The following is a 14,680-nucleotide window of genomic DNA, read 5'->3' as shown; positions in this document are numbered from 1 at the left end:
TGTCCACCGTCGCATTCTTCCTTGCGATCACCCGTCAGGTCGGCGGCATGAGGAGACTCGCATAAACGCCCATAACCGCAGCCCGACGTATTCGCCACCATGGAGGGATCGCACGCGGGCCGGCTCGGTGATCCTCGCCGTCACAGGTCGTGTGCCAGGAAGGACCTTCAGGCGATGAGAACGATGAGCCCCGCAGGGGAGCCCGCCGTGCCCTCACTTCGAGCGGCGTGGCGGACTCTGGCGGACGGGTTGCTGATCCAGAGGCTGCACCTGCACGTGGAGGAGTGGCGGGAGCTCGTGCAGAACACGGGGAGCCTGCCCGACCTCGGCGGCGTGCCGCTGGCCGGTCTCGCCCGCCGTCCCACCCACGTCCCCGGACCGCAGGCCCAGGAGGTGCTGGAGGGCGCCGGTCTGGGGTACTGGTGGTCGCTCCCGCAGCTCCACGGCGTGGACGCCGACCCGGACGCCGGCCAGATCCTCGGCGCAACGGAGCAGGCCCGGCAGCGGCTGGTGCCCGATGGCGCGGCACAGCCGTGGGCCGAGGCGCTGACCGCGGTGTGTGAGGCGAGTGCGTGGTGGGTGGGGTTCTTCGCGATCATCAGGCATCGCGGTGTGCGGCACCTGACGTTGGAGCCGAACCCGGAGCCGATCCGCGCCCAGGTTCTGGACAGCGCTGCCGGCGCGGTGGCCTACGGCATGGCGGACCGGCTGCTGGCCTCCGCCCTGCAGACGCGGGACGACGAGCTGGCGCGGCGCGCCTACTGCGAGGCCATCGCGGCGGGCATTGAGATCGAGCGCACGTTGCCAGCCCTGCTGGAGGAGTTGGGCGAGTTGCGCCTGGTCGACCTCGTGGCCACGACGGCCGTCTGGCGAGGCCAGTTCACCAAGTACGCGGGCGGCACCGGAGCAGGACAGGTCGAGTGATGATGCACCGTTACCCCTTCATTGCCGTCGAGGGCCTGGACGGCACCGGGAAGACCACGCTCCGCAAGGGGCTGTTCCGGCTGTGGCAGGGCCTGTTCGACATCACCCCGCTGTGCCTGCTGACCACGAACTTCCTGTCGGCCGAGCACGCCGGGCAGATCGTCGCCGGCAAGTACCGTCCGTCCGCGGAGAACAGCGCCGCCTACCTGTCGGCCATCGTCGCCGACAAGAACGCGACGCTTGAGCAGCTGGTGCAGCCGCAGCGACAAGCCCGGCCGGTCATCGCGGATCGCTGGCTGCTGAGCGAGCTGGCGTTCTTCGCCGTCAAGCACGGCGCCCGCGCGCAGGACACCTACAAGGCGCTGGCCAACGGCCTGGCGGACGGCCCTGACGTGACGCTCGTGCTCGAGCTCCCTCCGGCCGACTCCATGCAGCGGGCCAAGGGCCGCTCCGGTGACGCCGTGAGGGCGGACTGGGACGTGCATCACGTGCAGTCCGCGGTGCACGAGGTCTACGCGGACGTGACGGCCTCTCCTCAGTCGTTTCCGCTGCTCGGCACCGTGGTCCGCCTGGACGCCGCCGCAACGCCGGCCCAGGTCATCGGCTCCGCGTGGAGCGCACTCGAGCACCTCGGACTGATCCCCGGTCTACCGACCGACAACGAGACGGAGAGCTGATGCCCATATCCGACGCCACAGCCCGACTACGCCTGTCGCTCGCCACGCGGACACCGGTCCGGCCGCTGCTCGCCGCGGGGGCCGTGAACGCCATGGCGGCCCGCCTGGCCGTGGAGGAGGGCTTCGACGCCCTGTGGGTGAGCGGCCTGGAGGTGTCCGCCGCCCTCGGCCTGCCCGACGCCAACGTGCTCAGCGCACGCGACCTCGGCGATGTGGTCACCGCGCTCGGCCGCGTCACCGAGCGCCCGGTGATCGTCGATGTCGACAACGCGGGTGGCACCGTCGATGGTGCCGCCCGCGTCGCGGCCGATCTGGCCCGGGCCGGGGCCGCCGCGATCTGCCTGGAGGACAGCGCTTACCCCAAGTGCAACAGCTTCGCCGCACACTCCTCCCAGCAGCTAGCTTCGGCGGACCTCGTCGTCCGGCAGATCGAGCGCATCCGCAAGACGGTCGGCGACGCCCTGGTCGTCATCTCCCGCACCGAATCGTTGATCGCCGGGATGAGCCTGGAGCTCGCCATGGGCCGGTCGGCGCGCTTCGTCGAGGCCGGCGCGGAAGCCGTTCTGATCCACTCCAAGGACCAGAGCGGCGACCAACCCCGCGAGGTCGCGGCCCGGTGGAGCCACCCCGCGCCGCTCGTCACCGTCCCCACCGCCTTCCCGCAGCTCACCAGCGCCGAGCTGGGCGAGGCCGGCTATCGGCTGTGCATCTACGCCAACCAGTTCAGCCGGGCCGCTCTGGCCGGCATGCGCGCCGCGGCCCGCCAGTTCACCCGCGAGGGCACCTTCCGCCCCAGCGCCGAGGCCCCGCTCGCGGCTGTCGGCGACCTGCTGCGCATCGGCGAACCGGACGCGCTGTCCTGCATCTGACCCCACGCCCCGAGGGAGCCCCGCGATGACCCTTCCGCGCATCAGCGTGTCGGTGAAGGCCGCGATCCTGCACGAGGACCAGGTCCTGCTCCTCTCCTACGACGACCACTCCGGATTCCACTACAACCTGCCCGGCGGCAAGGCGCAGGAAGGCGAGAACCTTCGCGCGGCGGTCCACCGAAAGGTCGCACAGGAAACCGGCCTTACGGTGGCCGTCGACCGGCTCCTGCTGGTGACCGAGTACGTGCCGGCCTCATGGGACAACGAGTTCGGGACCGTACAGAAGGCCCAGTTCACCTTCCTCGCCCGCCCGCTGGGCGACAAGACCACCCCGCGGTTCCAGGACCTGCCCGACCCGATCCAGGTCGGCTTCGAGTGGACACCCGTCGACAAGCTCACCGAGGTGTACCTGCTGCCCCGGGTCGGCAAGCCGCTGGTCGCTGCCCTGCACGGTCGGCTCCGCGACCCGTTCATCGACAGGTGGTGACCTTGATGGACGACGTACGCGAATGGCTCCTCACCGAGCACGCGAACACGGTCTGCGCCGACCGGCTCAACGTCATCGAAGGTGAACTTCACAGCCTGGTCCACCGCGGCATCGACGGACCGATCGTGGAACTCGGCTGCTACCGCGGCGCGATGGCCCTGTGGATGCGCTGCGTCCTGGACACGCTCGGTGACTCGCGGCGCGAGATCCACGTCTTCGACTCCTTCGCCGGCATGCCCGCCCCCGGCACGCAGGACTCCGACCACCTCACCGAAGGCGAACTGCGCGCCACACCGCAAGCCGTCCTGGACACCCATGCCCGCTGGAACCGCACGCCGCCGACGATCCACCCCGGCTGGTTCGAACGGACCATCCCCACCGCCCTGCCCGGCGCCATCGCCCTCGCCTACCTGGACGGCGACTTCTACGCCTCCACCCTCACCGGCCTGCGCGGCTGCGTACCGCGCCTCGCCCCCGGCGGCGTGCTCCTTCTCGACGACTACGCCGACACCAACGCCAACCCCAAGGCGTGGGACGGTCTGCCCGGCGTCAAGCGCGCCTCGGACGACTTCTTCGGCACACCGACCCCCGTCGAGGCCGTCATCGGCGACGGCGACCTCGCCTTCGGCCGCTTCCTATCACCCGCCCGAGAGGACGCCGGCCGATGACCCCCACCGTCCTCATCGCGAAGGGCACGGCCGACCTGAGCGGTCTGCGACTGGCCCTTCCCGGCATCGAGATCACCGAAGTGCCCGACTTCGACTCCCTACCCGACATCGCGGCCCGCACCGCCATTGTCGCCCTACGCTCCGGTACACGACTGGGCCGAGAACAGCTCGACCAGCTGCGAATCCTCCAGCACGTCATCCGGGTCGGCTCCGGCACCGACAACATCGATCTCCCCGAACTCGCCCGCCGCGGCATCACCTTGCACCGCAACGCGCACGCGAGCGCCACCGCGGTGGCCGAGTGGTGCCTGGTCGCCACGCTCAGCCTGGCCCGCCGCGTTCCCCTGGGCCACAACGCCCTCGCCCACGGACGGCACATGAAGGACGCCTGCCTCGGCAGGGCCCTGTCCGAACTCGACGTCGCCGTCTGGGGAGCCGGCCCCGTCGGAAGGTCGGCCGCCAAGCTCCTCACACCCTTCGCCCGCCAGGTCACCTTCGCGCAGTGGCCGTCCAACCCTCCCGAGCTACCGCAGCTGCCCGCTCAGGCCCTGCGCGAACGGGCCGATGTCCACGTCATCGCCGTGCCGCTCCAGGCCGACACGCGAAGGCTGTTCAACGAGGCATTCCTCACCGAGGTCGCCGAGCGCCAGCCGCTGGTGATCTGCGCCGGCCGGATCGAGACACTCGACGTGGCGGCGTTCGTGCGTGCGCTCGATGCCGGGCAGATCGGTGGCCTGGCCCTCGACGCGATCGACCCCGAACACGCCGAACAACTAAACGTCACGGTCGGCCTGCGGAATCTGCTGGTCACACCGCACATCGGGGCCCAACGCGCCGATGTCCGCCACACCTTGGACGCCTGGCTCGCGCAACTCATCGCCTCGATCACGGCAGGCCCGGCCGCGGCCCCGAAGTACCCCGGCCTCCTGGAGGTCCGGTGATCGGGGACTCGGCACGGCGCCGACTGCGCATCGCGGGGCAGGCCGCCGAACAGCTCCTTGCCGCTCATCCGGGCGCGACGGTCTGGCTCGAGGGAGCCCTGGCGTGCGGACTCGCCCACGCCACCAGTGACGTCGACCTTCGCCTGCTGGGCAACGAACCGCTGCCCGAGCCCCGTTCGTGGCTCAGCGACGGCGTGCGGGTCGATCTCCAGGTCTCCACGCCCGACCAGATGACCGGACTGCGTGAGCTTCTGCGCGGCTTCGAGATCCGCGCCGACGATCTCGCCCTGTTCCGCCGGGTCCGCAAGGAGCTGCCCAGGCTGACCGGACTGCGCACCGCGAAGTACTACGAGGCCGGCCAGTGGATTCCGGTCGTTGATTCCGGCGAGGCCGAGGTCTACCGCGCCTGGGCGGTGGCCGACCGCGCCGAGACGGTGGCGAGCCTTGCCGAGGACCTGCTTGGACTGGTCGCCGACGAGCAGTACGCCTCGGCGGACCTGGTGCTGGAGCGCCTGGTGCTGACGCTCGCCTCCGCGGAGTGCGCCGCCGCCGGGCAGCCCCTGCTTGGGGAGAAGTGGCTTCCGCTCATGGCCAGCCGGCCCTCGGCCACCAAGCCGCCGACCGGACTGTGGCACGACACCGCCTGGGGGTGGTTCCGCCCGGTCCAGCGGCGCCTGGCCTACGCCCTGCTGTCCTGCCACCCCGTCAACGGCAGCAGTAGCGCGCCAGTTGAGGTGTCGGTCGACGGTCCGGCGTGGCTGGCCCAGCGCTACAGCGACGGCTGGTTCCTGCGCCGTGCCGACGACCGTGTGCCGCTCACCGGTGCGGCCCTGCTCGCCTGGGCCGAGCAACTGGGGCCCGAACCCACCTGACCACCGCGAGGCACCTCTGGAGGTGAGCCTTGTCCACCGCCCCGCCCTCGAACGACCTCGACTCCCTGTACGCGCGCCTCGACCCGGCCGACGTCACCTCGGCCGTGTCGGTGATCCTCAAGCTGCGCGGCGAGACCTGCGACATCGACTGCCTGTACTGCTTCGAGAAACGGAAGGAAGCTCCCGGTGGACGCCGCGTCGACGCCGCCGACGTGCACCACCTGTCGGCGATCTTCGCCGGCCGTCCGCTCGCGGTCGAACTGCACGGCGGCGAGCCGCTCACCGCCGGCCAGGACGCCGTCGCCGACGTCCTGCGTGCTCTCGCGGCGAACCCGAACGTGGTCCGGGTCAGCCTCCAGACCAACGGCCTGCTCCTCGACGACTCCTGGCTCGACCTCTTCGACGAGCACCTTCCCGGGCTTGAGATCAGCATCTCCCTCGACGGCGACGCCCGCGGAAACAGGTGGCGGGTCGGCTACGACGGCGTCCCCGTCTACCCCAGGATCGTCGACGCGCTGCGGCTGCTGGAGCGCCGCGGCCGGACCGCCTCGCTGGTCTGCGTCGTCACTCCGCAAATCCTCGGCCGGTCGGAGGAAGTCATCGACCACCTCGCCACCTTCCCCGCCGTGACCGCGATCAGCCTCGTCCCCTGCTTCGACAGCTCCGTCCTCACACCCACCAAGTCCGCACCCAGGCGCCCCGGCACCAGCCGGACCCTCCAGGCAGAGGCCATCAGCCCCGCCGGCCCGGCCTGGGCCATCACCCCCGAGCAGTACACGGACTTCACCCTCGCCGCCGCCATCCAGTGGGTCCGCACCGGCTGGTTCCGCAAGGTCAAACTGGATCCGGTCGTCTCCGTGATCCGCCGCCTCCGCGGCCTTCGCACCGGCTCCTGCCACTTCGACGACCTCAAATGCGATCACGTATTCACGCTCTACCCTGACGGACGCCTCGGCAGCTGCGACGAACTCCCCTGGCCACAGGCCCAGCTGACCCGGCTGCCGCTCATCCGCTCGCAGCAGGCGGTTCGCCACGTCCAGGACCGCTCGCCGTTGCTCACCCAGGCCCGCGCCCTCACCTCACCGTGTGTCTCCTGCGACTACCGCGAGACCTGCGGCGGCGGGTGCATGGCCATCCGCCTGCGCCACACAGAGGCCGGCCGAGCAGACGCCTACTGCGACCACCGCATGCGCCTCATCGACGGCGTCGCGGCCTTGCTCGCACAACCCGAGCACCCCGAGGGCATCCGGTGTACGCGGCTCCGCTGGCGCCCGCGCCATCCGAACCAGATGCACGACGTCACCGCTTTCCTGAACCGCTGGGACGACCCGACCACACCCCGGCACCCGGCCCGCCTACACACCAGCCCGCTCGGCAACATCAACACTGTGGGACTCCCCGGTGTCCACGAAGCGGACGACCTCGACCCACGGCACCCGCAGTGGCGCGACGGCATCGAGCCAGGCGTCTTCCCACTCGTCCAGGCCGTCACCGAAGGCTGGGGCTACGTCACGTACGACAGCTGCCAGGGCCACCCCGCCGCCCCCGGCGCGCCGCAGCGCGAGCTGGCCGTCGGCATCCTGCCGCGCAACCGGACCGAGGCCGCCGAGATCGCCGCCCGCCTGTGCCGCTTCGCCTCACTCGCCGAGGCGGCGCTCCCTCCGCACTGCACACTCGACATCGGCCGCAGCCTGCTGACCTGTGCTACCAGCGGAAATCGCTACCCGGTCCTCGACGTGCGCCTCATGCCCTCACCCGGTAGCCGCCCCGACGACTACCTCGCGGCACTCCCCACTGGCGGCCGGCTCCTTGCCGATCTTGCCGAGCGCCTCGCCCACCGCCCGGCCGGCGGTGACCCGTTGCGCTGTGCCTGCCCGCCACCGTGTTCCCGCCCGCGCACCCCCGAACCGTTGGAGGTCTGTCGGTGATCCACATCGCCGAGACACTGAGCATCCACACCGTCGAGGACTTCCTCGACGCCGACGAGGTACGCCAGCTCAACGAACTCATGGACGCCGCCCTTGCGCTGCAGGGGCGCGAGTCATTCGACCTCGCCCGCACCTCCACCATCCACGAGGTCCCCGGCCTGACCGCGGACCAGGCGCGTGCACTGTACGAACCCGCCGGGCGTGTGGAGATGACCGACGTGCCGGCCCTGGCCCGGACCATCCTGGACGCCGCCATGATGCGCAGCCGCCCCGCTCTCACGCGCGGCATGCCGTCGATCGAGGGCCACCGTCCCTGGATCTTCCTGGAGTACCAGGCCAGTCAGTACATCAGCGCCCACGCCGACGGCATCGCGCCCGACCCTGCGGCCTGGCCGCGCCAGATCGCCGCGGCGAGCGTCACTGTCGCAGAGGCGCCCGACGGCAGCGGCGCCTTCTACGTCGAGACCAGCGGGAGCGAGGCACCCTGGACCTCACCTCCCCTGGACGCGCCCGCCGACTACGCACCGCACATGCGCTTCATCTCGGAGGGCACCGACGGCTCCTCCACCTGGTTTACGTCGATGAAGCGCACCCGCTGGACCGTGCAGCCTGCCGTCGGCACCCTGTGCCTCTTCGGCAGCCAGCTCGTCCACGGCACCGAGCCCGTAAAGGCCGGCAGAGTCCGAAAGTTCCTCACCCTGCTCACCGCGGACGCGCCCGCAGCACACGGCACCCGGTGAACCGCCCGGTGCGCCGGAGCCGCGGGCCTCCGCCGAAACACCGGCCTCTCCCACCACACATCCACCTGTACGGAGGACCTATGGAGCACACCGACTCGTTCAGCGAATTTGTCAGCGCCGTCGAAGCCCTGCACGACGACGGACCCGTTCGGATCACGGCCCACACCTCCAACTCGTCCGCCCACGGTTGGAACACCTCCCGATCGGCCGCGACCGCCGAGGTGCCCTCCGAGGGCGTCAAGCAGTAGGCACATCAATGACCTGGTGCGTCCGGCACGACCCGGTGGTCCGCGCCGGACGCACCGCCTTTCGAGGAGATGCGAGCATGACCGAGCCCCTGACCGACCAGCTCTTCCACCTGCCCGACCTCGACGAGCGGAGAGCGTCCCGGACTCAGCGCATCGCTGAAGTCCTCGGCAGCAACCTCACCGGCCAGGGCCCGACGGGGCCGGCCATCGTCCACGCAGTAGCCCACCACCTGCTCGAAGGAGCAGAGCAGGCCGCCAACAACCGCGACGCCGGCCTGCTCTCCTGGTATCGACGCACCGAGCTGCGCGATCTCGCCTACCTCACCACCGTAGATGCCGCCGGCGCAGCCCACCTGCTCCTCAACCCGCCGCGCCGGCAGCTTCTGCAGTCACCGCTGTCGGACACGGCCTACTACCTGATCAACCCGCAGACCTCACCCGCAGCGCCGGACAAGCATGAACTCCTCGAAGCGGCATTGGACTCCTCCCACAAACACGGCTTCGGTGACCTGCTAAACCATCACGCGCCGATCATCTGCCTCCTCGAACGACGGGATCTGCGCGACACCCTGTTCAGCTGGAGCATCACGCGCCTCCCCGGCACCGTGTTCACCGACCACACCGACCACCCGGAAGTCCTGGCGCGTGACCTCGTGCACGAGGCCGGCCATCACTGGTTCAACGAAGCCCTGGCCATGAGGTCGGTCTCGCTTCCGGACGACATCACCGTCTACTCGCCCTGGCGCGAAAGCGAACGCCCCGTCTTCGGGTTCCTCCACGCGTGCTGGGCGTTCTCCCTCACCGTGATCTACAGCGGCGCCGCCCTCGACGGCGCCCCGCCTACCGCCCGCGCCTTCCTCAGCGGCTACATGGAGCAACAGGGAGAGCTCCTGCGAGCTGCTGCGCCGGACTTCGCCCAAGTCGCTGCCCTAATCAAGTCGAAACCGCTACGAGAACGACTCTCCACAGCGGTCGCTACCGCTCTGCGATGCACACAGAGGCTCCCGAAGCCAACCGAGCAGGCGAGCTCGTAATCTGCTCCATCTCTAGCGCGTGCATGTCACTGCCTGGTTCGACGACTACGCTCAGAGCTTCGAAGCCGTCCGGGCCCACGCACAACCCTGGACGCACGACCAGGAGGGGACCGCCTCGCATGGGCAGGACCGAGTACTACAACGACCCCAACGCCCCTATGGCCAACACCCTCATCCCCGCCAGCAACCTGCTCGTCGTCGACGACTCCGGCGCCGTCCTGCTGCAGCGCCGTCGCGACACCGGCCAATGGGCCCTGCCTGGCGGTGCCCAGGACATCGGCGAGACCGCCGCAGGGTGCGCGGTGCGCGAGTGCCTGGAGGAGACCGGCATCCAAGCCGAGATCACCGGCTTCCTCGGCGTCTACACCAATCCGAACCACATCGTCGCCTACACCGACGGCGAGATCCGCCAGCAGTACGAGAACACTTACATCGGCCGCCCGATCGGCGGCGAGCCCACCATCAACAATGAGGCCGACGGTGTCCGCTGGATCCAGCCCGCCGATCTCAACGAGTACGACATCCATCCAAGCATGCGCCAGCAGATCGGCGACTACCTCGCGGGTACCTATCCCCACCTCGGCTGAACCACCACTCGTCAGCTGTCGGCCAGCTCGATGCCGACCCGCTCCCGGGATCCGATGACAGCCGACGAGGAACGGGCCGCTGAGCGCGTAGCAGGCACACTCGACACTTGGCGGAGGCACAGCGCCGGTCCTGAGGAAGGACGGCTGGACGTACATACCTGAGCCGCTGGCGGCCGTGCAATGGCGAGGAGCTAAGTGAGTTCTCTTCCTTGCCGTATCTCCCAGGGGCCGGTCGGCACGAAGTGCACATCGTCGAAGTAGTGGAGCCAGGCAGCGATCGTCTCGACTGCTCGTTGTGCCTGCTCGCTCGTGAGGTCTCCTGCGGCCAGGAGGGCACACTGAGCGTCAGCGAGGTTCATCCGTCCTGCCGCCGTCAGCGCACGAAGTTCGGGCATGGCGTGGAGCCTGGCGAGGACTTCGGCGCCGAAGGTCTGCTCGTCGAGGCCGGGGCCGATGTCGAGGTGCGCAAGATCGCGGAGCACGCCGACCAGGACGTCACTGCCGATGTGGCGGTGGCGCCCGTTGTAAACCCGGTAGAGCCGTTCAGGGTTGCGGGTCTCCGGCAGCCACCGCGTCGGCTGCTCGTCCAGGCCCGGCACCACCACGCGAGGACAGTCCTCGTCGTCCCGCATGAGGGCCGCCTGCTCGCGCATCTGCTCGGCCAGCTCGACCGTGCCCGGCACCGAGCTGGCGTCGAGCTCAGCCAGTACGCGCTGGACCTCCGGGTGCGTGGTGCTGACCTCGACGAGGATCTCGACGTTCGCCGCCGGCACGCGGCCGGTGGCCTTGCCAGTGAGGTTGGCGGACCCTACGAGGCACCGGTCGTCAGCCGCGAACAGCTTCGCGTGGAGGTTGTGGCACAGCCGCACGGTTGCGCGTCCGTCCCGCTGCGCCAGTTCGGCGATCTCGGGGTCGGACACGCCGGCGGCGATCTCAGGCACGGACCAGCGGGTGATGCAGGTGATCTCCTCGACCGTCGTCGGCACGGCGGCGAGCGCCGCCTGGAAGACCTCCTTCTTGATGAAGGGGGCGACCAGGACGACGCGGCCGGTGGCGGTGGCGAGGAGCTGCTCGATCTGGCGCCAGACGTGATCGGCCGTCACTCGTCGTCCTCGTCGTCGGCATCGCTGGCGCCAAGGAACTCGCTGGCGAGGCGGCCCCAGTCCTGTCGCATCCGCTTCGCGCGCTCGCGGGGCTTTTCGGGCTGCTCGTCCTCGAACCGTGCCCAGGAAATCAGGATGAGCTTGAAGGCGTTGGCGGCTGAGGTCAGGCGTGCGGCGAGTTCCTCGCGGCTCGCGCCATCGATGTCCCCGTCGAGGACGGAGATCAGGTCGCTGTAGACCGGGTGGTCCATGTTGAGAGCGACCTGGAGCATGCCGGGGATGTACTCGACGTTGAAGAAGGCCGGCGAGTCGGGGTTGCGGCTGGTGAGCAGGCGGACGTGCTTGCCCTGCGACGTTGTCTCTTCGATGATGCGCTGGGCGTCGGCCGGGCTGTAGCGGTGTGTCTGGACCAGGCTCTCGTACTGGATCTGCTGACTGACCTCTTCGGGGGTCTCCTCGGCGAGCTGGTCGGTCAGGCTCGGCCGGGTCTCAGTGCGCCGGCGCTGGACGGCCACCTCGGCCTGGACCTCGACGGTCTCGTGCCGCTTGCGGCTGGAGCGGGTGCCCTCGGTCTGGTGAGCGAGCTCGGTGCGCAGGCGGCCAAGGAGCTTCTCGCGGATGTGGTAGACGATCTCGATCAGCGGTAGACGCCGGTCGCCCTCGTCACGCAGTTCCTCCCGGTACTCCTCCCAGGACAGTCCTGCCGCTTCCTCACGCCAGTTGAAGTGGGCGAGGCTGGAGAAGACGTTCGCGGCCTGCTTGTTGTTGGTGACGCCGAAGACCTCGTCGAGGGCCGGGGGGAAGTCGATCTCGACGCCCCACCACCGCTCGACCGGGTCATAGGAGTTAATCCAGCCGGTGTCGAGGTCGAGTTCGCGGTCCGCCCGGATCAGGGAGATGCCGATGTTCTTCGCGGCGTGCTTGCCCCAGGGGGTGTCACCGGGCTTGAGACTCGGTGCCACGTTTGCCGGCCAGGGCTCACCCTGGATGTCGGTGCGGCGGGCGGCGTCGACGGCGATGGAGGAGCGCACCAGGACCGGGTAGTCCTCGCCGTCGGCTGCACGGATCATGAACCTCTCCACGCCGACCTCGCCAGTGTTGCCGGCGCCGTAAGCGCGGAACATCGGCTTCTTGTCGAACGGTGCCGGGGTGGAGCTCGGGCTCATCAGGTAGAGCGGGTCGTTGGGGCGGGTGTCACCGGCGCCCGGGAGCTGCGCCCAGCCGCGCACGGGGATGAGCTTGATCCGCTTGCCCTTGGCGATGAGTCGGCGGTAGATCCGTCCGATCAGGTTCTCGGTGTTGGTGATGGTGGTTTGCGCGCCGCGCCACTGCACGCGTTCGAGTTCGGTCCACTGCACGAGGGTGCCGGAGCGGCCGAGGCCCTCAGACAGGTCCTGCCACTCGCCGGGCACCGCGTCAAGCTTGGGCTCCGGGACCTCTTCGAGGCCTGCGGCGATCTCGTTGAGGTCGAGGTAGGTGTGTAGGGCGTTCTCGGGCCCGTTGGTCCAGGACCAGACGTCCACGCGGTCGCACTGCGAGATGCTGGAGTTCGGCAGGCCGACGCCGAACCGGCCGATGCCCTTGCGCTGCTGCCGGGTGCCGGCGCCGAAGCGCAGGGACTGGCGGAGCGTCTCGGAGTCCATTCCGTGTCCGTTGTCGAGGACGGCGATCTTCTCAACGCGGTACCGGGCGCGGTGCCCGGTGTGCTCTGTGCCCTCGACGACGAACAGTTCGACGAGGTCGGCCTCGGCTTCGAGGCCGTTGTCGATGAGTTCGGCGATGGCGTGCGCGGTGGACTTGTAGCCGCTGTCCTGCAGCGCCTTGACCGTCAGGTCGGATGTGACGATCGAATACTTGGATGTCATCGGGCGCTCCACACGTCCTCCCAGTTGGTGAATGCTTCCGCTACGTCGCCGAAGCCCGGGAGTTCGGGGTCGATGACGGTGACGATGTCACAGGTCGGGGTTCCGCCGGCCTTCGGGCCGCGGATGACCCGTCCGACCATCTGGCTGTAGAGGACCAGTGATCGGGTCGGGCGGGCGATGACGGCCGCGCTCGCGGACGGCGCGTCGAATCCGGTGGTCAGGACGCCGTAGTTCGACAGGACCATCGGCCTGCTGCTCGTGCCCTTGAAGCGGGCGATGGCCCGGTCGCGGTGGCGCGGAGGGGACTCGGCCGTCACCTCGTCCGCATCGAGACCGAGGGCGGACAGGATCGCCACGAGCAGACGGCTGTGTTCGACGGACGCGGCGAAGAGCAGGATCCGCTGGTGGTCTCGGCTGAGGTCGAGGACAGTACGGACGACCTGCAGGTTCCACTGCACGTTGCCGGCTAGTCTGGCCATGAGGGTGTCGGGGATGTCGAAGGAGGCTGCGAGGGCCTGCTTGTCTCGGCTGCTGAGGGTGGTACCGGACTCCGCGGCGACGGTGCGGAAGGTCGGGCGGGCAAGGTAGCCCTGCTCGATGAGGGCGGTGACGGGGTTGTCGTAACTGTCGATCTCCAGCATCACCTTCTGACGAGCGAAGAAGTCGGCGAGCTTCTCGTCCTCGGTGAGGTCGGCCCATGTCCGGCCCGGGGTTGCGGTGAGGCCGAGCAGGCTGGAGTCGCTGCGCAGCGTGAGTGCGTCGACGGTGCGGCGGTAGGTCGGCGCAATGGCCTGGTGGGCTTCGTCGAAGGTGGTGAGCGTGGTACGGATCCCGAGCTGGTCGAGGAACGTCGGGTCGGTGCTCGCGGCGGCGCTGGCCTTGTCGAGGCCGAGCACGATGATGCCGTCGTCGATGCCGTCGAGGTCGGTCGGCGCGTCCCCCCACATGCGCACGATCGATATCTCGCGGTTGCCCAGGGTGCTCCATGCCTTCTCGGCTTCGACGGCGGCTTGCTCGAGCAGCTCGCGGCCCCTGGCGAGCCAGACCACGACAGTCGGTTCGTGCCGGCGCAGGTGGTCGCAGATGATGTTCATCCCGGTGCGGGTCTTCCCGACGCCGGTGGGTAGGTGCAGGACGACTCGTCGTTCGCCGGAGTACAGAAGCCGCTGCACTCGGCCGGCTGCCAGTCGCTGGTGGGGGAAGAGCCCGTACTGTGGGGTGCTGATGTTGCGGAACGCGGCAGGGGTCTCGGGCGCCCGGTCGACGATGAGGCCGAGGAAGCCGAGCAGGGTGCGGCGCTGCTCCTGCGACCAGGGCAGGGACGCAAGGCAATCGCTCGCAGATGGTCCGCCGAATCCGAGCCGCTCGGCGAGCTCGACACGCTTGCCGTCCGGGACCAGCTCCAGGAATCGCGACCGCTCGACTGGATCGTTGATGATCCGCTCGGGGGAGATCGCGGAAGCCGCGACCTTGCGCAGCGCCGTCTCTGTGTCCTGATCGCGGTACAGGAGGTCGAGCAGGTCGCAGGCGCTGTCGCCGAGGAGGCTGCGGACGTAGGTCACCGGCGCGGAGTTCAGGACGGACTCGAATGCGATTCCTGGTGATCTGATCACGGCGTGGCCCAGCCGAGGCGCATCCTGCCGACGTGGTCCACGCTTCGTGCCCCCTCAATCACGCTCGCGCGCGCATGCTCACTGGCGGGCGTGAGGTCCACCTCACACCACCGTTTGCGATCAA

At 69.5% G+C, this 14,680-nt stretch carries 15 protein-coding genes; 12 read left to right on the top strand and 3 right to left on the bottom strand.

Translation table 11 applies throughout. From position 1 onward, the window contains the following. Positions 1 to 207 precede the first annotated feature (207 nt). From ACFV0G_RS01725 to ACFV0G_RS01670, 12 genes are all read left to right on the top strand, one after another. Positions 208 to 924, top strand: coding sequence for a hypothetical protein (locus ACFV0G_RS01725; RefSeq protein WP_380539878.1), 717 nt, complete (start codon positions 208 to 210; stop codon positions 922 to 924). Then, a complete protein-coding gene (locus ACFV0G_RS01720) occupies positions 924 to 1,601 on the top strand; it encodes a dTMP kinase (RefSeq protein WP_380539914.1) in 678 nt (225 codons plus the stop codon). The genes ACFV0G_RS01725 and ACFV0G_RS01720 overlap by 1 nt, the downstream gene beginning before the upstream one ends. Further along, positions 1,601 to 2,470: an isocitrate lyase/phosphoenolpyruvate mutase family protein gene (locus ACFV0G_RS01715; protein WP_380539875.1), complete on the top strand. Its 870-nt coding sequence runs from the start codon at positions 1,601 to 1,603 to the stop codon at positions 2,468 to 2,470. Before ACFV0G_RS01720 ends, ACFV0G_RS01715 begins: the two co-directional genes overlap by 1 nt. Before the next feature lie 25 nt (positions 2,471 to 2,495). After that, positions 2,496 to 2,957 (top strand): NUDIX domain-containing protein, encoded by a 462-nt coding sequence (locus ACFV0G_RS01710; RefSeq protein WP_380539872.1) that lies wholly within the window; start codon positions 2,496 to 2,498, stop codon positions 2,955 to 2,957. Between the two features lie 5 nt (positions 2,958 to 2,962). Beyond that, complete coding sequence (locus tag ACFV0G_RS01705) at positions 2,963 to 3,625, top strand: TylF/MycF/NovP-related O-methyltransferase (protein WP_380539869.1); 663 nt, start codon at positions 2,963 to 2,965, stop codon at positions 3,623 to 3,625. Next, entirely contained in the window at positions 3,622 to 4,566 is a 945-nt protein-coding gene (locus ACFV0G_RS01700; protein ID WP_380539866.1) for an NAD(P)-dependent oxidoreductase, read from the top strand. Before ACFV0G_RS01705 ends, ACFV0G_RS01700 begins: the two co-directional genes overlap by 4 nt. Continuing rightward, positions 4,563 to 5,438 (top strand): hypothetical protein, encoded by an 876-nt coding sequence (locus tag ACFV0G_RS01695; protein WP_380539863.1) that lies wholly within the window; start codon positions 4,563 to 4,565, stop codon positions 5,436 to 5,438. The genes ACFV0G_RS01700 and ACFV0G_RS01695 overlap by 4 nt, the downstream gene beginning before the upstream one ends. Positions 5,439 to 5,467: 29 nt before the next feature. Next, on the top strand, positions 5,468 to 7,366 hold the full coding sequence (locus ACFV0G_RS01690) for a radical SAM protein (RefSeq protein ID WP_380539860.1): 1,899 nt from the start codon (positions 5,468 to 5,470) through the stop codon (positions 7,364 to 7,366). Then, complete coding sequence (locus ACFV0G_RS01685) at positions 7,363 to 8,106, top strand: hypothetical protein (RefSeq protein ID WP_380539857.1); 744 nt, start codon at positions 7,363 to 7,365, stop codon at positions 8,104 to 8,106. The genes ACFV0G_RS01690 and ACFV0G_RS01685 overlap by 4 nt, the downstream gene beginning before the upstream one ends. 80 nt (positions 8,107 to 8,186) lie before the next feature. Further along, positions 8,187 to 8,354, top strand: a complete 168-nt coding sequence (locus ACFV0G_RS01680) for a hypothetical protein (protein ID WP_380539854.1) — start codon at positions 8,187 to 8,189, stop codon at positions 8,352 to 8,354. A 77-nt stretch (positions 8,355 to 8,431) separates the two neighbouring features. After that, complete coding sequence (locus tag ACFV0G_RS01675; protein WP_380539851.1) at positions 8,432 to 9,388, top strand: aKG-HExxH-type peptide beta-hydroxylase; 957 nt, start codon at positions 8,432 to 8,434, stop codon at positions 9,386 to 9,388. Positions 9,389 to 9,507: 119 nt separating this feature from the next. Beyond that, on the top strand, positions 9,508 to 9,975 hold the full coding sequence (locus ACFV0G_RS01670) for an NUDIX hydrolase (RefSeq protein WP_380539848.1): 468 nt from the start codon (positions 9,508 to 9,510) through the stop codon (positions 9,973 to 9,975). Between the two features lie 191 nt (positions 9,976 to 10,166). Here ACFV0G_RS01670 and ACFV0G_RS01665 read toward each other — a convergent pair whose 3' ends face one another. From ACFV0G_RS01665 to ACFV0G_RS01655, 3 genes are read right to left on the bottom strand one after another with little or no spacing between them, the layout of a single operon-like run. Continuing rightward, entirely contained in the window at positions 10,167 to 11,078 is a 912-nt protein-coding gene (locus ACFV0G_RS01665; protein ID WP_380539845.1) for a phospholipase D family protein, read from the bottom strand. Then, positions 11,075 to 12,943, bottom strand: a complete 1,869-nt coding sequence (locus ACFV0G_RS01660; protein WP_380539842.1) for an ATP-binding protein — start codon at positions 12,941 to 12,943, stop codon at positions 11,075 to 11,077. Before ACFV0G_RS01660 ends, ACFV0G_RS01665 begins: the two co-directional genes overlap by 4 nt. Then, the gene (locus tag ACFV0G_RS01655) at positions 12,940 to 14,505 is read right to left on the bottom strand and encodes a DEAD/DEAH box helicase (RefSeq protein ID WP_380539839.1); all 1,566 of its coding nucleotides are present in this window, start codon (positions 14,503 to 14,505) and stop codon (positions 12,940 to 12,942) included. Before ACFV0G_RS01655 ends, ACFV0G_RS01660 begins: the two co-directional genes overlap by 4 nt. Between the last annotated feature and the right edge of the window lie 175 nt (positions 14,506 to 14,680).

The organism is Kitasatospora sp. NPDC059571 (assembly GCF_042735675.1).
Lineage (GTDB): Bacteria > Actinomycetota > Actinomycetes > Streptomycetales > Streptomycetaceae > Kitasatospora.
This window is presented reverse-complemented; position numbering and strand designations above follow the sequence as displayed.